Genomic DNA, 20,412 nt, shown 5'->3' with positions numbered 1-20,412 from the left:
GTTACCCTTTTCCCAATTTCAGAGCCTTCTGATAAATCGGTCGGCGCGGCAGATCGTACATTTCCGACACAAGATCCGCCGCATCCCGAACCGAATGGGTTTCCAGGGCTCTTACCAAGGCTTCTTCTACGTCAGAATCCTTAACACTTTGCGAATGGTTGCGATCCACCAGCAGGACGACCTCGCCCTTGACGGTTTTGTCGCGATACTCTTCGGCCAGATCACCCAATGATCCGCGTCGGACCTCTTCGAATTTCTTGGTCAACTCGCGGCACAGCGCGGCCTGCCGGTCCGCGCCCAAAACCTCTGCCAGATCGGACAGGCTATTGGCCACGCGTTTGGGGGATTCGTAAAACACCAGCGTTCCGGGGATATCGCGTAGAGCCTCGATGCGGCTGCGACGGGCCCCGGAGGCATTTGGTAGAAAACCGGCGAAAAAGAACGCATCCGTTGGCAGACCCGCCAGGGTCAGCGCCGCCAACGCAGCGGACGGGCCGGGGGCGCAGGTCACGGTGTGCCCGGCCTCTGCCGCCTGCCGTCCCAGATCGTAGCCGGGGTCGGCGATCAGCGGCATTCCAGCCTCGGAGGCATAGGCTACGGACAGACCCTGTTCCAGCGCTTCGAGGATTTTACCCCGCGCGCCTGCGCCGCTGTGGTCGTGATAGGCCTGAATGCGCCGCCCCTCCAGGGGAACACCGTGGATTTCCAAAAGCCGCCGCAGGCTGCGGGTGTCTTCGGCGGCGATCATGTCGGCTGAGGCCAGCACATCCAGCGCCCTGAGCGTAATGTCGCGCGCGGTCCCGATCGGAGTGGCAACAAAATACAGGCCCGCAGCCAAACTGATCTTTTGGAAATTCAAAGCTGGACCCTCACAGCGTGACGTTTATTATCGCGGCTCGATAGAACAGCAGCGCCCCGCGCCGCCGGATCAGGGAGTTTTCATTTAGATGTTTACCGTTTGCAAGCCCGTAAGCAAGCTGGCGAAGGCCGCTGCTGCCCTGACCACCGCTGTATTCCTGGCCGCCTGTGAGCCGGGGGGCTTAGGCGGCGGGCCGTCGATCAACACGTCCGATCCGGTTCCCGTCGCGCTGCTGGTTCCGCAATCCGACGATGCCGCACTGGCGCAGAGCCTTGAAAACGCGGCCCGGATGGCGATGTCCGACCTGCCGAATGTTCAGATCGACCTGCGCGTCTATGACACGGCGGGCAACCCGAGCACCGCAACCGCCGTGGCGCAGCAGGCCGTGGCGGACGGGGCGAAGATCATCCTCGGGCCGGTCTACGCGCAGGCCGCCAATGCCGCAGGCCTTGCGGTGCTGAGCAACAATGTCAACGTGCTGTCCTTCTCGAACAACACCAGCATCGCCGGGGGCAATGTGTTTGTTCTGGGTCCGACCTTCGACAATACGGCCAACCGACTGGTCAGCTATGCGGGCAGCCAAGGCAAGACCGGCACGGTGATCGTGCACAGCAACGACGCCGCCGGACAATTGGGACAGGCCGCGATTGCCAGTGCGTTGGCCAGCAGCCGGGTCAACAACGCCGGGACCGTTGGATATGACCGCTCGCAGCAAGGGGTGATCAACTCGGTACCCGCGATCAAGGCCACCGTCGATTCAACCGGAGCCGATTCCATCTTCCTGACCGCGACCACCGCAGGTGCGCTACCACTTTATTCGCAACTGCTGCCCGAAGCCGGTGTGTCGCCATCGACCACGCAATTCATCGGCCTGACCCGCTGGGACATCCCGCCCCAGACGCTGGAACTGCCCGGCGTACAGGGCGGCTGGTTCGCGCTTCCCGATCCGGCCAAGGCACAGGCGTATCGCCAGCGCTACAACAATACCTACGGCTTGGCCCCGCACCCGATCAGCGGGCTGGCCTATGACGGTATCGCCGCCATCGGCGCACTGGTGAGCCAGGGCAAATCCGATGCGCTGACCGCCTCGGCCCTGACACAGAACGCCGGATTTCAGGGCGTCGGCGGCATCTTCCGCCTGCGCCCGAACGGCACCAACGAACGCGGTCTGGCTGTTGCCACGATCCAGAATAAACAGGTGGTTGTGATTGACCCTGCCCCACAAAGCTTCTCTGGCGCCGGTTTCTGACCGGCCCGACGTGATCACGCCGCCAGACGGCACGCTGATCTGTTCAGCCGAAGACATTTTCGACAGCCCCGGGGTTGAGGCGCAACTGGCCGAAGCGCTCGAAACCTGCGCGGACAATGCCGCAATGCGGTCCGAAACCGTGCGCATCCTGCGTGAGGCCCAAAAGACAGGCCGCAAGGCGATTGCCGATGCCTTTGCCGCCCATCCCTTCAGCGCCCGCCCGCTGACGCGGTCTTACACCTATCTGACCGACCAGCTGGTCTGCACGGCCATGCGCATCTCAAGCCAGCGGCTGCACCCGCTGGCCACACCCACGCAAGGTGAAAAGATCGCCGTGCTGGCCGTGGGCGGTTACGGGCGGGGCGAGATGGCCCCATCGTCAGATGTCGATCTGCTGTTCCTGACGCCCTACAAGATCACCGCCTGGGCTGAGAGCGTAATTGAATCGATGCTGTATATCCTCTGGGATCTGCGGCTGAAGGTCGGTCATTCCTCGCGCACCATCAAGGACTGTCTGCGTTTGGGGGCCGATGATTTCACCATCCGCACCGCGATGCTGGAACAGCGCTACCTTGCGGGCGACAAACCGCTGGCCGAGTCGCTAGAGGCGCAGCTCAAATCCGACCTGTTCAAAGGCACCGAGCGCGAGTTCATCGAAGCCAAGCTGCAGGAACGCGAGGCGCGCCACCTGAAACAGGGTGAGCGCTATATGGTCGAACCCAATGTGAAAGAGGGCAAAGGCGGCCTGCGCGATCTGCAATCGCTCTACTGGATCGCGAAATATGTCTATGGCGTGCACGATGTGGCGGAACTGGTGCCGCTGGGCCTGTTTACGCCGGATGAGTTTCAGACCTTTGTCCGGGCCGAGGATTTTCTGTGGGCCGTCCGCTCTCATCTGCATCTGGTGACCGGGCGAGCGACCGAGCAACTGACATTTGACCTGCAGGTCGAAGTGGCCGATCGCATGGGATACCACGATATGGCCGGTCGGCGCGCGGTCGAGATCTTCATGCAGCGCTATTTCCGCGAAGCGACCCGCGTGGGGGAACTGACACGGATTTTCCTGACCAAGCTTGAAGCGCAACACATCAAGACCGCACCCTTGCTGGAACGCATCTTCCGCCGCCGTCCCCGGGTCAAACCGGGCTACAAGGTGGTGCATGGCCGGTTGGATGTAGCCGACCCTGACACCTTTCTGTCCGACAAGATGAACCTGCTGCGCCTGTTTGAAGAAGGGCTACGGACCGGCATGCTGATCCACCCCGATGCCATGCGTCTGGTAACGGCCAACCTGTCGCTGATCGACAAGGACATGCGCAACGACAAAGAGGCGCAGCGGATTTTCCTGGACCTGATGCTGAAACACGGCAACCCGGAACGGGCCCTGCGGCGCATGAACGAGTTGGGCGTGCTATCGGCTTTTCTACCCGAGTTCGAACACATCGTGGCGATGATGCAGTTCAACATGTATCACAGCTACACGGTCGACGAGCATACGATCCAGTGCATCGTCAACCTGGCCCAGATCGAACGCGGTGAGTTGGTGGAATCGCTGCCGCTGGCATCGTCGATCCTGAAAAGTGGCGTGAACCGCAAGGTGCTTTATGTCGCTTTGCTGCTGCATGACATCGCCAAAGGGCGGCCCGAGGATCACTCGATTCTGGGGGCGCAGATCGCGCGCAAGGTGGCCCCCCGACTGGGTCTGAACAAATCGGACTCCGAGACGGTGGAGTGGCTGGTGCGCTATCACCTGCTGATGTCGGATATGGCGCAAAAGCGTGATATCTCGGACCCGCGCACCGTGCGCGATTTCGCCAAGGCGGTGAAAACGGTCAAGCGGCTGGACCTGCTGACGGTGCTGACGGTCTGCGATATTCGCGGCGTTGGCCCGAACACCTGGAACAACTGGAAAGCCACGCTGCTGCGCGCCCTGCACGCGGAAACCAAACGCGCGCTTGAGACGGGTATGGAGGACCTTAACCGTGCCAATCGCGGGGCCGAGGCCAAGAAAGCCCTGCGCGCGGAACTTGAGTCTTGGTCCAAGGCGGACCTCAAGGCGGAAACCGGTCGGCATTATGCGCCTTATTGGCAGGGTCTGAACCTGTCGACCCATCTGGAATTTGCCGAAATGCTGCTGGCTTTGGAGAATAGCGGCGATCCGGGCGCGATGGAAATCCGCCTGCACCCGGATGAAGATCGCGACGCCACCCGCGCCTGCTTCGCAATGGCCGACCACCCCGGTATCTTTGCCCGGATCGCGGGCGCTCTGGCCCTGGTCGGCGCGAATGTGGTCGATGCGCGCAGCTACACCACCAAAGACGGCTATGTCACCGATGCGTTCTGGATTCAGGATGCCGAGGGCCACCCGTTCGAATCCAGCCGCCTGCCCCGCCTGACCCAGATGATCCACAAAACCCTCAAGGGTGAGGTGGTGGCCCGCGACGCGCTGAAATCGCGTGACAAGATCAAGAAACGCGAACGCGCCTTCAACGTGCCGACCCATATTACATTCGACAATGACGGCTCCGAGATCTACACGATCATCGAGGTCGATACCCGCGACCGGCCCGGCCTGCTTTATGACCTGACACGCACGCTGGCCGCGGCCAATGTCTATATCGCCAACGCGGTGATCGCGACTTATGGCGAGCAGGTGGTCGATACGTTCTACGTCAAGGACATGTTCGGCCTGAAATACCATTCGGAAAGCAAGCAAAGCGGGCTTGAGGCCAAGCTGCGTAAAGCCATCACCGAAGGCGCGGAGCGCGCCGCGTCATGAAGCAAATCCGGCTGTTTTCGGGCCTGTTTACGGTCGGGTTCTGGACTCTAGCCAGCCGGATACTGGGATTCCTGCGGGAAATTCTGCTGACCGCCTATATCGGCCCCGGCCCGGTGATGGACGCCTTTGTAGCCGCCTTCCGCCTGCCCAACATGTTCCGCCGCTTCTTCGCCGAAGGCGCGTTCAACGCGGCTTTTGTGCCGATGTTCTCCAAACGGTTGGAAGGAGAGGAAAACGCGCAGGGCTTCGCGCAGGACGCCTTCAACCTGCTGGCCGTGGCCGTGCTGGGGCTGGTCGGTCTGGCCATGGTGTTCATGCCCGGCCTCGTCTGGCTGACGGCCGAGGGGTTCTATGGCGACGAACGTTTCGATCTGGCGGTCGATTATAGCTACGTGGTTTTTCCCTACATCCTGTTCATGTCTCTGGCGGCGCTGTTTTCCGGCGTCCTGAACGCAACAGGCCGGTTCGCGGCAGCAGCGGCGGCCCCGGTCCTGCTGAACATCTTCGCCTGTACCGCCCTGATCGCCGGAGCCATCTCGGGGGGCGAGGTCATCCGCTGGCTGATCACCGTCATCCCCATCGCAGGGATCGCGCAGCTGGCGCTGGTCTGGGTCGCCACCGAGCGCGCTGGCATTCGCATTCGCCCAGGCTTGCCCCGCCTGACGCCCGAAATGCGCCGTATGGTGCGCATTGCTGTTCCTGCTGCGCTGGCGATGGGGGTAACGCAGGTCAATCTGGTCGTGGGACAACTGGTGGCGTCAAAGACCGAAAAGGCCGTCAGTTGGCTGTTCGCCGCCGACCGACTGTATCAATTGCCGCTGGGCGTGGTCGGGATCGCCGTGGGGATCGTCCTGCTGCCCGACCTCTCGCGCCGTCTGCGCGCCGGGGACAAGGACGGGGCCCGCAACGCCTTTTCCCGCGCCGGAGAGTTCACTCTGCTGCTGACCCTCCCGTCAACCGTGGCGTTCCTGATCATCCCCAACCCGTTGGTCTCGGTCCTGTTCCAGCGCGGTCAGTTCAGCGCCGAGGATACCGCTGCCACCGCTCTGGCCGTTGCGATCTATGGTATCGGCCTGCCCGCCTTCATGCTGCAAAAGCTGTTGCAGCCCCTGTTCTTCGCGCGCGAGGATACAAAGTCGCCGTTCCGCTACGCCGTTGTCGCGATGGTCGTCAACGCGGCTTTGGCCTTTGGCCTCTACCCGATCGTGGGTTGGATCGCCCCCGCCATCGCCGCGTCCGCCGCTGGCTGGGCCATGGTCGCGCTTCTGGCCATTGGCGCGCGCCGGATGGGGGAAGAAGCGCGCTTTGACGATCGGTTCCGGCAGCGCGCGGGGCGGATCGTTGGGGCCTCAATCGGGATGGGTGTCGTGCTTTTTGCGGCGATCCACCTGTTCGGCTGGACGCTTGCGATGCCGGGCTGGCGTTATCTGGCGCTGCTGGTGCTGATCATCATCGCCGCCGCCGCCTATTTCATCCTCGGCCACCTTTTGGGGGCGTTCAAACTGTCCGAGTTCAAACAGAGCCTGCGCCGGTCGTGATCAATCGCGCCGGATACCGCCCCTGATCCGCGCCCATCCGCCCGGAGCCAGAAAGAACGACAGGCCGAACCCGGTGGCGAACCCGCCCAGATCGGCCACCCAGTCCAAAGTGCCGCCGAAGATCAGGCCAAACACCAGTTGAATCCCCATCAACATCGCAATCAGGCTGAACGCGCGGGATTGGTTCTCACCCACCAGCGACAGCTTGCGCCAGAGCAGCCATGTAAACGCGCCGATCAGCCCGTAGACAGGCGGGAACCCTCCGACCAGCGGATAGGCCGGGTCCAGCAGCAGCGCATAGGCCAGCGCACCGCCCACTCCGGACAGCACAAAGATGATCAGCATGGCGATGCTGCCAAACACCTCGGCCACCATCTTGCCCATCGCCAGGACAAAGACGCAGACAAAGATCGCCTGCGTGAAATTGGCCGAAACGAAGGGATATGTGACAAAGCGGATCACATGCTCGAACGGCCAGCGCCCGTTCTGCACCATCCAGTCGAAGATATCGGGTGAAAACGTGTATTGCTGCAGTGCGTCCAGCCGCCAGCCCACCGCTGACGGCCCGCCTACGATGCCGCGCGAGCCCAGATACAGGATCACCTCGATCCCCATGATGAACAATGTCAGCGCCACGACAACGGGCGGCAGAGGGTTCACGGGCGGCGTATAATGCTCACTGCTCATTGGGCTGGCCTTTCGCGGCTGTTGACGTCCCTTGGCCTCATGGGTAAGCGACGGGGGCTGATTTTTCCAGACGGGAGTTCCCTTCGATGACCGAAACCCAATTCACGCCGCGCGTGTTTTCCGGTGCGCAGCCTTCGGGCAATCTGCATCTTGGCAACTATCTGGGTGCGCTTCGGAACTGGGTGCGGATGCAGAGCGAAGAGTATGAGACCATCTATTGCATGGTCGATCTGCATGCGATCACCGTCTGGCAGGACCCCGCCGAGTTGCGCCACGCAACGCGTGAGCTGTGCGCGGGTTACATTGCCTCTGGCCTGAATCCCGAAAAGTCGATTCTGTTCAACCAAAGCCAAGTGCCCGAACACGCACAACTGGCCTGGATATTCAACTGTGTCGCCCGGATGGGTTGGATGCAGCGGATGACGCAGTTCAAGGACAAGGCGGGCAAGAATGCACAGAACGCCTCGTTGGGCTTGTTTGCTTATCCGGCGCTGATGGCGGCGGATATTCTGGTGTATCACGCGACCCATGTCCCCGTGGGCGATGACCAGAAACAGCATCTGGAACTGACCCGCGACATCGCAACAAAGTTCAACCATGATTTTGGTGTCGATTTCTTTCCCCTGACCGAACCGGTCATTGAAGGCGCTGCGACGCGTGTCATGAGCCTGCGCGACGGGTCAAAGAAAATGTCCAAATCCGATCCGTCGGATATGAGTCGATTGAACATGACCGATGACGCCGACACCATCGCCAAGAAAATCCGTAAGGCCAAGACCGACCCCGAGGCCCTGCCCTCGGAAATCGACGGTCTGTCCGAACGCCCCGAGGCGCGCAATATGGTGAACATCTACGCCGCCCTCAGCGATCAGACTGCCGAGCAGGTTCTGGCCGAGGTCGGCGGCAAGCAGTTCGGCGAGTTCAAGCCTATGTTGGCCGATCTGGCGGTGTCGAAACTGTCCCCGATCTCGTCAGAGATGGCGCGCTTGATGGGGGAAGAGGCCGAAATCGATCGGATTCTGGCACGCGGGGCCGAAAAAGCCCGTGCGATTGCCGCCCCGATCTTGCAGCAAACCTACGACATCGTTGGAATGGTCGGCGCGGGTAAGGCCTGACCCCTACAAAGAAAACGCCGCCCCAACGGGCGGCGTTTTTGCTTAGGCGGCCTGCGGGCGCAGAACCTCTTCAACAATGGATTCCGCCACCACGTGGGGGCTGACCGTTTCCGCCCGGGCACGGGTCAGGATGCGGTCCATCGTCTGCTCAAGCGCCTGCAGCCTGCGATTCACCCAGACCTCACGCTCGGCGACTTGCAGGATTTCGGTGGCGACATTCACGATCCCGCCGCCATTGGCCACGAAGTCCGGCGCATAGAGGATGCCCCGCGCGTGCAGCCGGTCTGCATCCGCATCGGTGGCCAGTTGGTTGTTCGCGCCGCCTGCAACGGCCCCGACCTGAAGCAGGGGGATGCTGGAGTCGTTCAGAATGCCGCCGATCGCGCAGGGCGCGAAGACATCGGCCTCCACACCATAGATCTCATGCGTTTCCACCAATGTCGCCCCAAAGCGCTCTTTGGCGCGCGCCATCTGCTGCGGGTCGATATCGGTGACAATCAGGTGCGCGCCGCTGTCATGCAGCAGGCTGCACAGATGCCAGCCGACATTGCCCAGCCCCTGAACCGAGATCGTATGCCCCGTCAGATCAGCTGAACCGAACCGATGCGCCGCCGCGATACGGATCGCGTTGAAGATGCCTCGCGCCGTGATCGGCGACGGGTCACCGCTGGCAAAATCACCCTCGGACAGCCCGGCGACGAATTTGGTTTCGGACCCAATCTCTGCCATGTCGGCGGGGGTCATGCCCATATCCTCGGCAGTCCAGTACTGGCCGTCCAGATGCTGAACCGCGCGCCCGAAGGCCCGCAGCAGTTGCGGAGATTTGTCCAAGGCCGGATCGCCGATGATCACCGCTTTGCCACCCCCCAACGGCAGGTCCGCCGCCGCGTTCTTGAAGGTCATGCCCCGCGACAGGCGCAGGGCGTCATTCCGCGCCTCGGCGGGGTGTCCATAGGGGCGCATCCGAACGCCACCCGCAGCCGGGCCCAACTGGGTCGAGTGAATTGCGACATAGCCCAACAGCCCGCACGCCGCATCTTTGAATTCCACCACACGCTCATGTCCCGGCGCGTCGATTCGGGTGATTTCCATAGCTCTCCTCCGAGGATTTGGGCCGAGTCTGCCATGAAATTCAGAACGGATTTCGCCAATGCACGCCTTCGTGTTGACCGGGTTTAGAGAATTACTCTACATTGGCAGGATTAGTTGGAGAATTTCTCTATGGATACGATTGACAGAAAAATAGTACGCGCATTGCAGAAAGACGGTCGCATGACCGTCATTGATCTGGCCGATCACGTCGGCCTGTCCCCGACCCCCTGCGCCAGACGGCTGGACCGGTTGCAGCGCGACGGGTTGATTACGGGCTATGCAGCGCAGGTCGATCCCGAATTGCTGGGCTACGGGGTCACGATCTTCATCTCGGTTGAACTGGAAAAGCAGGACCGATCCGCCATCGACTCGTTCGAAAAGGCCATCCGCCGCTGCGATGAGGTGATGGAATGCTACCTCATGACCGGGTCGCGGGACATCCTGCTGCGGGTCGTGGCCCGGGACCTGAAAGCCTTTGATGCGTTTCTGGAACAGCGGCTGATGCAGATACGGGGCATACGCAACCTGCGCTCAAACTTTGCCCTGCGCACCATGGTAAAACGCGAGGCCCTTCCGCTGCCGGTTGGATAATCCTCTGGACCTCTCAGCCGCGCGCTCCTAGGTTTCGCCAGAATAGGCGGAGGGGATCATGGCAGTAGGCAAAAATATCCGGACATATTTCGAAGGCCATTGGCATGACGGGGATGCCCTGATCATGCGTGCGGCGGATCACGGGGCATGGCTGGGGTCCTCGGTGTTCGACGGCGCCCGGTTTTTCGAAGGCCTGGCCCCCGACCTGCTGGCCCACTGCGCCCGTGTGAATCGGTCGGCCGAGGCGCTGATGCTGACCCCCACCGTGACGGCAGAACAAATGGTCGATCTGGTCCGCGAGGGGTTACAGGGTTACGCGCCCGATTCGGCGGTCTATATCCGCCCGATGTACTGGGGCATCGATGGCGACCTTACGGCCATCGTCCCGCAGGAAAACAGCACCGGGTTTGCGATCTGCCTTGAAGAGATCCCAATGGCACCGGAAACCGCGTCTGCCACTTTGACGACCACGCGGTTCCGGCGACCGGTTCTGGAAAACGCCGTTGTGAACGCCAAGGCCGGGTGCCTCTACCCCAACAACGCGCGGATGCTGACTGAGGCGCGGTCCAAAGGGTTCAACAACGCTTTGGTTGCCGATGCGATGGGGCATGTGGCTGAAACCGCAACCGCCAACATCTTCATGGTACGCGATGGCGAAGTTTTCACCCCGGTCCCCAACGGCACCTTCTTGGCCGGGATCACCCGTGCGCGCCACATCGAAAACCTGCGCTCCGATGGCGTGACGGTGCACGAAAAGATCCTCAGCTTCGACGATTTCCACAAAGCCGATGAGGTGTTCATGTCCGGAAACATGAACAAGATCACCCCGGTCACGGCGTTGGACGACACTCAATTCCAGATTGGCCCTATCGCCCGCCGCGCCCGCGCGCTTTATTGGGATTGGGCGGCCAGCGAACGCTAGCACGAGCGGCGGGATCGCCCGAGTTGCCAGCCCGCACGCGGTCGGGCATGATCCCCGAAAGATCAGAGGACACCTATGCGCAAGTTCCTAGTAATTCTGGACGACAGCCGCGAATGCCTGAACGCCATGCGCTTTGCCGCGATGCGCGCGGCCCATACCGGCGGCGGCGTGACCATCCTGTCGGTCATCCCGCCGGATGAGTTCAATCACTGGATTGGCGTCGCCGAGGTCATGCGCGAAGAAGCGCGCGAACGTATCCACGCCCATTTCGAGGTTTTCGCGAAATGGATGCGCGACAAGCAGAGCGTAGAACCCGAACTGGCCATTCGCGAGGGCGATCCGGTTCCGCAGATCATCGAACACGTCCAGTCCGACCCGGAAATCGGCGTTCTGGTTCTGGGGGCCGGCACCGACAAGAAAGGCCCCGGTCCTCTGGTCACGCAGTTGACGCGAAACTCGGGCAGCCTACCGATTCCGATCACCATCGTGCCCGGTGATCTGAGTAAGGAAAAGCTGGAAGAAATCACCTGAGGTCTGGCGATGGGCGCAACTGTTCAGTTCTGGTTCGAATTTGCCTCGACCTATTCCTATCTGAGCGCGATGCGCATCGAGCAGCTTGCGGCGGACAAGGATGTTTCCATCGACTGGCAACCGTTCTTGCTGGGGCCGATCTTTGCCGAACAGGGGTGGAATAACTCTCCGTTCAATATCTACCCCGCCAAGGGGCGTTATATGTGGCGCGACATGGAACGCTTATGCGCCGAACGGGGGTTGCCGTTCCAACAGCCCGATCCCTTTCCGCAAAACGGCCTGCACGCGGCGCGCCTGACCCTGGCGATTGACCATGCCGACCAACGCGCAGCGTTTGTGCGGGCGGTTTACGCGGCGGAGTTTGGACAAGGCCGGATCATCTCGGATGTCGATGTGCTTGGCGATTGCCTGGGCACAGCGGGTTTGCCTTTGGACCTGATGGAGCGTGCAAAGGACCCGGTGATCAAAGCCGCCTTGTTTGATCAGACCACGCGCGCCAAGGAAAACGACCTGTTCGGCGCACCCAGCTTTCTGGTCGGCGGCGAGCTGTTCTGGGGCGATGACCGGCTTGAGAGCGCAATAAATCACGCCGCATCACTTTAGAACCGTTCCAAATCTTGACTTCCCAAGCGCATGCCCGCATATCAGGGGCACCTTAGAAGGAGCTGTCCCCATGTTCATTCAGACCGAATCCACCCCGAACCCGGCGACCCTGAAGTTTTTGCCCGGCCAAACGGTGCTTGAGGCCGGAACTGCGGACTTTCCAACCGCCGAGGCCGGGGAAAAATCCCCGCTCGCCAAGCGCATCTTTTCGGTCAACGGCGTCACCGGCGTGTTTTTCGGCAATGATTTCGTCACCGTGACCAAAGCTGATGGCGTGGATTGGGACCATATCAAACCCGCGATCCTTGGGGCCGTGATGGAGCACTACCAGTCCGGTCAGCCGGTCATGGGTGCCGGTGCTGAAACCGCCTCGGGCCATGCAGAGCACACCGGCGAGGATGTTGAAATCGTCAACCAGATCAAAGACCTACTGGACAGTCGCGTGCGTCCGGCGGTGGCTCAGGACGGCGGCGACATCACCTTCCACGGGTTTGATCGCGGCGTGGTCTATCTGCACATGCAGGGGGCTTGCGCGGGCTGCCCGTCTTCGACCCTGACGCTGAAAATGGGCATCGAGAACCTGCTGCGCCACTACATCCCCGAAGTGACCGAGGTGCGCCCCGTTGCCGTCTGACGCAACGATTTTGGCTTTCGACACATCGGCCGCGCATTGCGCGGCCGCTTTGTTGCGGGGAGGTGACATCGTGATCTCCCGCGCCGAGGCAATGTCGCGCGGGCAGGCGGAGCGGCTGATGCCCCTGCTGGAAGAGGTGTTGGCCGAGGCAGGCTGCACATGGCGGGATCTGAACGCAATCGGCGTCGGCATTGGCCCCGGCAACTTCACCGGTATCCGCATCTCAGTATCAGCGGCCCGCGGGCTTGCCCTTGGGCTGGGCGTCCCGGCTGTTGGCGTTTCTGGGTTCGACGCCCTCACCGAGCTTGCCCCACAAGGGCAACTTGCCGCCATTTCCGCACCGCGCGATCAGGTCTATGTGCAAATGCCCGAGACTGCGCCGTGCCTGCTACCGAAGGCCGACGCGGAATTATTGGGAACCCTCTATTTCAACAACGACCCGACCCGACAGGCGGAGGCCGTCGCCCGGATCGCCGCACAGCGCTGCTCTGACACGCAAACCCCTCCGGCCCCGCTCTATGTGCGCCCCGCCGATGCCGCGCCGTCCAGCGACGTGCCTCCGGCGCTTCTGGACGGATGACCCCGCAGGAGATGGCCCTGATCCACGCCGCCGCCTTTACGCAGGCGCGCCCGTGGACGGCTGAGGAATTCACCGAACTTCTGGCCAACCGTTTCACTCATGCAGTGGGCGACTCACACGCCTTCGCCCTGTTCCAGGTCATCGCGGATGAGGCCGAGTTGCTGACCATCGCGACTCACCCCGCCCATCAGCGGCAAGGTTTGGCACGACGCTGCATGGAAACCTGGCATGCGCGTGCTGCAGAGCTGGGCGCGCGCCGCGCGTTTCTTGACGTAGCGGCAGACAATTCTGCCGCCATCGCACTGTATAAACGCTGCAATTATAGCCCCTGCGGCCTGCGCAAAGGCTACTACGCCCGCAAAACCGGCGAAAACTGCGATGCCATCGTCATGGAACGCAACCTACCCTGACAGCAAATTCATGTTTTTCGACCATCTGGTCAAAAACCATTTGACCCTTCCTGTTGCAAACGTCCTTAATTCCCGCCATCACAACGGTTATGCTCGCTCTGAGTGGGTAAACGGGGCTATCTTGGCCCGGAACCGACAAAAACCAACGGGAGTATCAAATGACCCTGATGAAATCTTTGATGGGCGCGGCCGCTGCGGTTGCTATGACGGCTGGCGCAGCTTTGGCCGAACCGGCCCTGATTTTTGACCTGGGCGGAAAGTTCGACAAGTCGTTTAACGAAGCCGCCTATAATGGCGCGAAGCGTTGGGCGGATGAGACCGGCGGCACCTACCGCGAGATCGAAATGCAATCCGAAGCCCAGCGTGAACAGGCCCTGCGCCGTTTCGCCGAAGCGGGATCGAACCCGATCATCACCATGGGTTTTGGCATGGCTGATCCGCTCGGCGCCGTCGCCCCAGACTACCCTGACACCACTTTTGTTGTGGTCGATGTGACATGGCTGGACGCGCCGAACGTGCGCCAGGTGGGCTTTGCCGAGCATGAGGGTTCGTACCTGGTTGGCATGATGGCCGCGATGGCGTCAAAATCCGGCACCGTCGGCTTCATCGGCGGTATGGACGTTCCGCTGATCCGCCATTTCGGCTGCGGCTACGCGCAAGGCGCCAAGGCGGTTAATCCGGATATCAACGTGGTCGCCAATATGACCGGTACCACCCCGGCTGCTTGGAATGACCCGGTGAAGGGGTCTGAACTGACCAAGGCGCAGATCAGCCAAGGCGCTGACGTGATCTATGCAGCCGCAGGCGGCACCGGCGTGGGCGTTCTGCAGACCGCCGCCGACGAAGGCATCCTGTCGATCGGCGTGGACAGCAACCAGAACCACCTGCACCCCGGCAAGGTCCTGACCTCGATGCTGAAACGCGTGGACGTTGCCGTTTACGAGGCCATGAAGGCAGGTGACAGTGTTGAAACCGGCGTGTTCACCATGGGTCTGGCCGAAGATGGCGTTGGCGTCGCCATGGACGACAACAACAAAGAGCTTGTCACGGTTCAGATGAGCGATGCGGTTGATGCCGCGCGCAAGGGCATCATCGATGGCGACATTTCCGTCGTCAGCTACTACGAGAACGACAGCTGCCCGGCACTGCAGTTCTGATCTCATGCGGGGCGGGGGCTTCGGCCTCCACCCTGCCTTCCACTCAGCCGCGATCGGCGCGGCCCTTTCGGCAACTGAGGACAAGACATGACCGTCCCCGCCATTGAGCTCAAAGGGATTTCCAAAGCCTTTGGGCCGGTTCAGGCCAACAAAGACATCTCGATCAGCGTCGCCCCGGGTACGATCCACGGGATCATCGGTGAGAATGGCGCGGGCAAATCCACGCTGATGAGTATCCTTTACGGCTTCTACAAGGCCGACAAGGGTGAGATCTGGATCAACGGGACCCGGACAGAGATCCCCGACAGCCAGGCGGCGATTGCTGCGGGTATCGGGATGGTGTTCCAGCATTTCAAACTGGTGGAAAACTTCACCGTTCTGGAAAACATCGTTCTGGGGGCCGAGGATGGCGGGCTGCTGGGCCCGTCGCTGGCCAAGGCCCGAAAAGAACTCAAGGAACTTGAGGAAGAATACGAGCTTTTCGTCGACCCCGACAAGCGCATCGACGAGATCGGCGTGGGGATGCAGCAGCGGGTCGAAATCCTGAAGGCGCTGTACCGCAAGGCCGAGATTCTGATCCTTGATGAGCCCACCGGCGTGTTGACCCCGGCTGAGGCGGATCAGTTATTCCGCATCCTCGACCGGCTGCGTTCAGAAGGGAAAACCATCATAGTGATCACGCATAAACTGCGCGAGATCATGGAGAACACCGACACCGTATCGGTGATGCGCCGGGGTGAGATGACGGCGACGGTCAAAACGTCAGAGACCAGCCCCGAGGAACTGGCAGAACTGATGGTGGGCCGCAAGGTTCTGCTGCAGGTCGACAAGGTGCCCGCGCAACCGGGCAAGCCGGTTCTGGAGGTCGAAAACCTGCGCGTGTTCGATACAGCTGGGGTTGAGCGGGTCAAAGGCATCGACCTGACCGTCCGCGCCGGTGAAATCGTGGGCATTGCCGGGGTCGCCGGAAACGGTCAGTCGGAACTGCTGGAAGTTCTGGGTGGCATGCGCCCCGGTCAGGGCACAATCCGGTTGAACGGTGCGCCGCTGGCCCTCAGCGGGCAGGGATCAGACGGGCAGGCGCGGCGGGCGCAGGGCATTGCCCATGTGCCCGAGGATCGCCAACGTGAAGGCCTGATCATGGACTTTCACGCCTGGGAAAACGTCGCCTTTGGCTATCACCGCGACCCCACTTACAAGCGCGGCATTTTCATGGATAACGCCGCCCTGCGCGCCGACACAGACGCCAAGATCGAGAAATTCGACGTCCGCCCCCCGAATGGCTGGCTGGCGGCCAAGAGCTTTTCAGGCGGCAACCAGCAGAAGATCGTCGTGGCGCGCGAGATCGAGCGCAACCCCGACCTGCTGCTGGTCGGCCAACCGACGCGCGGCGTGGATATCGGTGCGATTGAGTTCATTCACAAACAGATCGTCGCCCTGCGCGACCAGGGCAAGGCGATCCTGCTGGTCTCGGTGGAACTGGAGGAAATCTTCTCGCTGTCCGACCGGATCGCAGTGATGTTTGACGGGCATATCATGGGCGAGCGCCTGCCCGCCGAGACGGATGAGAAAGAACTGGGCCTGCTGATGGCCGGTGTTGCGGGTGAGGCCGCGTAAGATATGGACAAGATGCCAAAATGGGCCGATGTGGTTCTGATCCCGCTGATCAGTCTGATCCTGGCCGCCATCCTTTCAGCTCTGGTGATCCTCGCCATCGGTGAAAACCCGGTCGAGGCTGTGAACCTGATGGTCACCGGCGCGTTGGGGTCGACCTATGGATGGGGCTACACGCTGTATTACGCCACCAACTTCATGTTCACCGGGCTGGCGGTTGCCGTGGCCTTTCACGCCCGGCTGTTCAACATCGGCGGCGAGGGTCAGGCGATGCTGGGCGGACTGGGCGTCGCGATGGTCTGCCTGTACATCCCGTGGCCGCATTGGAGCATCGCCCTGCTGGCCGCCTGCGTCGGGTCGATGATCTTTGGCGCAGCATGGGCGGCGATCCCCGCCTATCTGCAGGCCAAGCGCGGCAGCCATATCGTGATCACCACGATCATGTTCAACTTTATCGCTGCGGCCTTCCTGAACTACATGCTGGTCAACGTGATGCGCCCGCAGGGCTCGCAAGACCCCGCTACCGCGCGGTTCCCCGAGGCTGTGCATCTGCCGACCTTCCAGTCAATGTTCTCGACCGCGGAAAACGTGATGTTCCGGGGCGCGCCTGCGAATATCTCGTTCTTTGTGGCGATCCTGGCCTGTTTCGTCGTCTGGGCGCTGATCTGGCGCACCCGGCTGGGCTATGAAATCCGCGCCTATGGCCATTCGGAAACCGGCGCGGTCTATGCGGGCATCTCACCGGTTCGGATCACCATCATCGCCATGCTGATATCGGGCGCGCTGGCCGGTCTGATGGCGATCAACAACGTGATGGGTGAGGCAGAGCGGCTGGTCCTGAACTCGACCGAAGGGGCGGGCTTTATCGGAATTGCCGTGGCGTTGATGGGGCGATCGCATCCCTTTGGCGTGTTTCTGGCGGCGCTGCTGTTCGGCTTCCTGTATCAGGGCGGCGCGGAACTGGCGCTTTGGACCTCGATCCCGCGCGAGCTGATCGTGGTCATTCAGGCGTTGGTGATCCTGTTCACCGGAGCGCTGGACAATATGGTGCGCATGCCACTTGAGAAGTTGTTTCTGAGCCTGCGGAAAGGGGCAGAGTGATGGAGTTTTTTTTAACACTCATCCAGATCCTCGATTCGACCATCCGTCTGGCCACACCGCTGCTGCTGGCCTGTCTGGCGGGGCTCTATTCCGAACGCGCAGGCATTTTCGACATCGGGCTTGAGGGCAAGATGCTGATGTCGGCTTTCTTCTCTGCCGCCGTGGCCGCCGTGACCGGATCGGTCTGGCTGGGGCTTCTGGCAGGCATCGCGGCCTCGCTGGTTTTGTCGGCGCTGCACGGGTTCGCCTCGATCACGTTCCGGGGCAATCAATTAATCTCGGGCGTGGCGATCAACTTCCTTGCCTCTGGCCTGACGGTGTTGATTGCCCAAAGCTGGTTTCAGCAGGGGGGCCGTACTCCATCGCTGTTCGGCGGCGGGCGCTTCGAATCCGCCGAGTTTCCCTATGCGATTGGCCCCGAGGACGCGGAACTGAGCGGACGTTCGGTCTCGGACCTGATGTCCGAGGCGAACCCGCTCCAATTGATCTATTCCGAACTGCTGTCCGGGCACTCGATTCTTGTTTATGCCGCCTTCCTGATGGTGCCGCTCACCTGGTGGATCCTGTTCCGCACCCGGTTCGGCCTGCGGTTGCGCGCCGTGGGCGAAAACCCAGCAGCGGTGGATACCGCCGGTGTGTCGGTGGTCGGCCTGCGCTATGCCGCCGTCGCCATTTGCGGGGTGCTATGCGGTATCGCCGGGGCGTACCTGGCAACCGCCCTGCAAGCCGGTTTCGTCAAAGAAATGACCGCAGGCCGAGGCTTTATCGCGCTGGCGGCGTTGATCTTCGCGAAATGGCGGCCATGGCATGCCATGGGGGCTTGCCTGTTGTTCGGGCTGCTGCAGGCGGTGGCGCTGCGATTCCAGAATATCGACCTGGGCGGCGTGATCATTCCGGTGCAGGTCATGGACGCCCTGCCCTACATCCTGACCGTGGTGATTCTGGCAGGCTTCGTGGGCAAGGCCATCCCGCCGCGCGCGGGCGGGGAGCCCTACGTAAAAGAACGGTGATAAGTCCAGTTCCGAACCAAAATTCGGTCCTGTTCGCTGCAGAGCGGCATGCAGTGTTGATTTTGCATGTCGCAACCGTTCTAAAGGGGTATGCGTGTGTCCCCTTTGCCATTCCGGTTCAAAAAGCATCTGGGTAAGGCGGGTTGCGCACCCCCCGAACCGCGGCGCTATGTGCATGCCGCCTGTAACAATTTTAGATTCAGCTTTGCCGCGCCCCCCGCCGGTTCAGGGCTTGGTTAAGAGACACTATGCAGATTTACCTCCCGATCGCCGAAGTCTCTGTGAACGCCTTTTTGCTGCTGGGTCTCGGCGGTATGGTGGGCATCCTGTCGGGCATGTTCGGGGTCGGCGGCGGTTTTCTGATGACGCCGCTTTTGTTCTTCATCGGCATCCCCCCCGCCGTCGCCGTTGCGACCGAGGCCAACCAGATTGTGGCCTCGTCCTTCTCGGGTGTGCTGGCGCATTTCCGACGAAGAACCGTGGATTTCAGGATGGGAACGGTCCTGCTGATCGGGGGGCTGATCGGGGCCGCCTTGGGGGTGGTTGTGTTCAACTACCTCAAAAGCCTGGGTCAGGTCGATCTGCTGGTCACGCTGTGCTACGTCGTCTTCCTTGGGGTCATCGGCAGCCTGATGTTCATCGAAAGCCTGCGCGCGCTGCGCAAGGCCAAGAAGGGCGGCGGCGCACCGCCAAAGCGGCGGCAGCGGGGCTGGGTCCACGCGATGCCGTTCAAGATGCGGTTTCGCACATCGGGGCTGTATATCTCGGTCATCCCGCCGGTTCTGGTCGGTCTGTGCGTCGGTGTCCTGTCGGCCATCATGGGTGTGGGCGGCGGCTTCATCATGGTGCCTGCGATGATCTATCTGCTGGGCATGCCGACCAAAGTGGTTGTCGGCACCTCGCTGTTTCAGATCATCTTCGTGACCGCTTTTACGACCATGCTGCACGCCACCACGAACTACACGGTGGATGTGGTTCTGGCGGTTCTGCTGCTGATCGGTGGCGTCGTAGGGGCGCAGTTCGGCACCGTGATCGGCTCGCGCATGCCGGCCGAGCAACTGCGCGTGCTGCTGGCGGCGCTGGTTCTGGTCGTCTGCGGAAAACTGGCGCTGGATTTGCTGCTTGAACCGTCCGAGCTGTTCTCGCTTGGGTCCGAGGGAGGGCACTGAGGATGCTGCGCGCGCTCATTGCCCTTTTGTGGCTGCTGGGCCAACCGGCCCTTGCGGTGGACGAACAGGTTGTTCTGGGCCTGAGCCAGGACCGTGTGGCCATCACCGCAAATTTCGACGGTTCAGAAATCCTGATCTTCGGCGCCATCAAACGCGAGGCGCCGATCCCGTCCGGCCCCCCGCTTGAGGTCATCGTGGCCGTCGCTGGCCCTTCCGAACCGGTGATGGTGCGGCGCAAGGAACGCAAGCTGGGGATATGGGTCAATGCCGACAGTGTTCTGGTCGACTCGGCCCCCAGTTTTTATGCCGTCGCGACCAGCGGTCCGTTCAAAGAGATCCTCACCGATACCGAAGACCTGCGCTATCGGATATCCATCGAACGCGCCATCCGTTCGGTCGGCGCAGCCATGCATATTCGCGAGGCGCAGGACTTTGCCGAGGCGGTGGTGCGCATCCGAGAACATGAACACCTGTATTCGATCCGCGAAAACACCGTTGCCGTCGATGAACAAACCCTGTTCCGCACCTCCATCGACATGCCCGCCGACCTGACCGAAGGCGATTACAAGGCGCGTATCTTCCTGACCCGTGGCGGTGAGGTTGTGTCGCAATACGAAACCACCATCGACGTCCGCAAGGTCGGGTTGGAGCGGTTCCTTTACAACATGTCCCGCCAGCAACCGGTTTGGTACGGTCTGATGTCTCTGGTCATCGCCATAGCTGCCGGTTGGGGGGCCTCGACCGCATTCCGCTTGCTGCGCGAGAAGTAGC

20 protein-coding genes are annotated in these 20,412 nt (G+C 61.6%); 17 read left to right on the top strand and 3 right to left on the bottom strand.

What is annotated here, in order from left to right; translation table 11 throughout:
- Position 1: 1 nt before the first annotated feature.
- A complete protein-coding gene (rsmI, locus tag ACR0JN_RS13560) occupies positions 2-859 on the bottom strand; it encodes a 16S rRNA (cytidine(1402)-2'-O)-methyltransferase (protein WP_480886266.1) in 858 nt (285 codons plus the stop codon).
- 88 nt (positions 860-947) lie between these two features.
- Between rsmI and ACR0JN_RS13555 the strand changes: the two genes are divergently transcribed.
- Genes ACR0JN_RS13555 through murJ form a run of 3 tightly spaced genes read left to right on the top strand, consistent with a single transcriptional unit; the run spans position 948 to position 6,425 of the window.
- On the top strand, positions 948-2,108 hold the full coding sequence (locus ACR0JN_RS13555) for a penicillin-binding protein activator (protein ID WP_480886264.1): 1,161 nt from the start codon (positions 948-950) through the stop codon (positions 2,106-2,108).
- On the top strand, positions 2,068-4,887 hold the full coding sequence (locus tag ACR0JN_RS13550) for a [protein-PII] uridylyltransferase (protein WP_480886263.1): 2,820 nt from the start codon (positions 2,068-2,070) through the stop codon (positions 4,885-4,887). Before ACR0JN_RS13555 ends, ACR0JN_RS13550 begins: the two co-directional genes overlap by 41 nt.
- On the top strand, positions 4,884-6,425 hold the full coding sequence (gene murJ, locus ACR0JN_RS13545; RefSeq protein WP_480886260.1) for a murein biosynthesis integral membrane protein MurJ: 1,542 nt from the start codon (positions 4,884-4,886) through the stop codon (positions 6,423-6,425). The genes ACR0JN_RS13550 and murJ overlap by 4 nt, the downstream gene beginning before the upstream one ends.
- Here the strand turns inward: murJ and ACR0JN_RS13540 are convergent, their stop codons facing one another.
- Positions 6,426-7,112, bottom strand: a complete 687-nt coding sequence (locus ACR0JN_RS13540; protein WP_480886259.1) for a rhomboid family intramembrane serine protease — start codon at positions 7,110-7,112, stop codon at positions 6,426-6,428.
- An 86-nt stretch (positions 7,113-7,198) separates the two neighbouring features.
- On the opposite strand from ACR0JN_RS13540, the gene trpS reads away from it, so the two are divergent.
- On the top strand, positions 7,199-8,227 hold the full coding sequence (gene trpS, locus ACR0JN_RS13535; protein ID WP_480886257.1) for a tryptophan--tRNA ligase: 1,029 nt from the start codon (positions 7,199-7,201) through the stop codon (positions 8,225-8,227).
- A 42-nt stretch (positions 8,228-8,269) separates the two neighbouring features.
- On the opposite strand, the gene ACR0JN_RS13530 is transcribed toward trpS, so the two are convergent.
- Positions 8,270-9,319 (bottom strand): Glu/Leu/Phe/Val family dehydrogenase, encoded by a 1,050-nt coding sequence (locus ACR0JN_RS13530; protein ID WP_480886255.1) that lies wholly within the window; start codon positions 9,317-9,319, stop codon positions 8,270-8,272.
- Positions 9,320-9,448: 129 nt separating this feature from the next.
- Between ACR0JN_RS13530 and ACR0JN_RS13525 the strand changes: the two genes are divergently transcribed.
- The 13 genes from ACR0JN_RS13525 to ACR0JN_RS13465 all read left to right on the top strand — a co-directional run bounded on the left by ACR0JN_RS13525 (position 9,449) and on the right by ACR0JN_RS13465 (position 20,411).
- Positions 9,449-9,910 carry an Lrp/AsnC family transcriptional regulator gene (locus ACR0JN_RS13525; RefSeq protein WP_480817613.1) on the top strand — a complete coding sequence of 154 codons (462 nt, stop codon included), beginning with the start codon at positions 9,449-9,451 and terminating at the stop codon, positions 9,908-9,910.
- Positions 9,911-9,968: 58 nt separating this feature from the next.
- A complete protein-coding gene (locus tag ACR0JN_RS13520) occupies positions 9,969-10,832 on the top strand; it encodes a branched-chain amino acid aminotransferase (protein WP_480886253.1) in 864 nt (287 codons plus the stop codon).
- Positions 10,833-10,907: 75 nt separating this feature from the next.
- The gene (locus ACR0JN_RS13515; RefSeq protein ID WP_480886252.1) at positions 10,908-11,363 is read left to right on the top strand and encodes a universal stress protein; all 456 of its coding nucleotides are present in this window, start codon (positions 10,908-10,910) and stop codon (positions 11,361-11,363) included.
- Between the two features lie 9 nt (positions 11,364-11,372).
- Positions 11,373-11,966 carry a DsbA family protein gene (locus tag ACR0JN_RS13510; RefSeq protein ID WP_480886250.1) on the top strand — a complete coding sequence of 198 codons (594 nt, stop codon included), beginning with the start codon at positions 11,373-11,375 and terminating at the stop codon, positions 11,964-11,966.
- 70 nt (positions 11,967-12,036) lie between these two features.
- Positions 12,037-12,600 carry a NifU family protein gene (locus ACR0JN_RS13505; RefSeq protein ID WP_480817617.1) on the top strand — a complete coding sequence of 188 codons (564 nt, stop codon included), beginning with the start codon at positions 12,037-12,039 and terminating at the stop codon, positions 12,598-12,600.
- Positions 12,590-13,180, top strand: coding sequence for a tRNA (adenosine(37)-N6)-threonylcarbamoyltransferase complex dimerization subunit type 1 TsaB (tsaB, locus tag ACR0JN_RS13500; protein WP_480886247.1), 591 nt, complete (start codon positions 12,590-12,592; stop codon positions 13,178-13,180). The genes ACR0JN_RS13505 and tsaB overlap by 11 nt, the downstream gene beginning before the upstream one ends.
- Positions 13,177-13,590 (top strand): GNAT family N-acetyltransferase, encoded by a 414-nt coding sequence (locus ACR0JN_RS13495; RefSeq protein WP_480886245.1) that lies wholly within the window; start codon positions 13,177-13,179, stop codon positions 13,588-13,590. Before tsaB ends, ACR0JN_RS13495 begins: the two co-directional genes overlap by 4 nt.
- Before the next feature lie 158 nt (positions 13,591-13,748).
- Positions 13,749-14,747: a BMP family lipoprotein gene (locus tag ACR0JN_RS13490; RefSeq protein ID WP_480817620.1), complete on the top strand. Its 999-nt coding sequence runs from the start codon at positions 13,749-13,751 to the stop codon at positions 14,745-14,747.
- An 87-nt stretch (positions 14,748-14,834) separates the two neighbouring features.
- A complete protein-coding gene (locus ACR0JN_RS13485) occupies positions 14,835-16,364 on the top strand; it encodes an ABC transporter ATP-binding protein (protein WP_480886244.1) in 1,530 nt (509 codons plus the stop codon).
- Positions 16,365-16,367: 3 nt separating this feature from the next.
- Positions 16,368-17,462 (top strand): ABC transporter permease, encoded by a 1,095-nt coding sequence (locus ACR0JN_RS13480; protein ID WP_480886241.1) that lies wholly within the window; start codon positions 16,368-16,370, stop codon positions 17,460-17,462.
- Positions 17,462-18,472 carry an ABC transporter permease gene (locus tag ACR0JN_RS13475; RefSeq protein WP_480817623.1) on the top strand — a complete coding sequence of 337 codons (1,011 nt, stop codon included), beginning with the start codon at positions 17,462-17,464 and terminating at the stop codon, positions 18,470-18,472. The genes ACR0JN_RS13480 and ACR0JN_RS13475 overlap by 1 nt, the downstream gene beginning before the upstream one ends.
- Before the next feature lie 248 nt (positions 18,473-18,720).
- Complete coding sequence (locus ACR0JN_RS13470) at positions 18,721-19,641, top strand: sulfite exporter TauE/SafE family protein (RefSeq protein WP_480886240.1); 921 nt, start codon at positions 18,721-18,723, stop codon at positions 19,639-19,641.
- Between the two features lie 2 nt (positions 19,642-19,643).
- Positions 19,644-20,411, top strand: coding sequence for a TIGR02186 family protein (locus ACR0JN_RS13465; protein ID WP_480886239.1), 768 nt, complete (start codon positions 19,644-19,646; stop codon positions 20,409-20,411).
- Position 20,412 lies beyond the last annotated feature (1 nt).

The organism is Ruegeria sp. G12, assembly GCF_056533565.1.
This window is presented reverse-complemented; position numbering and strand designations above follow the sequence as displayed.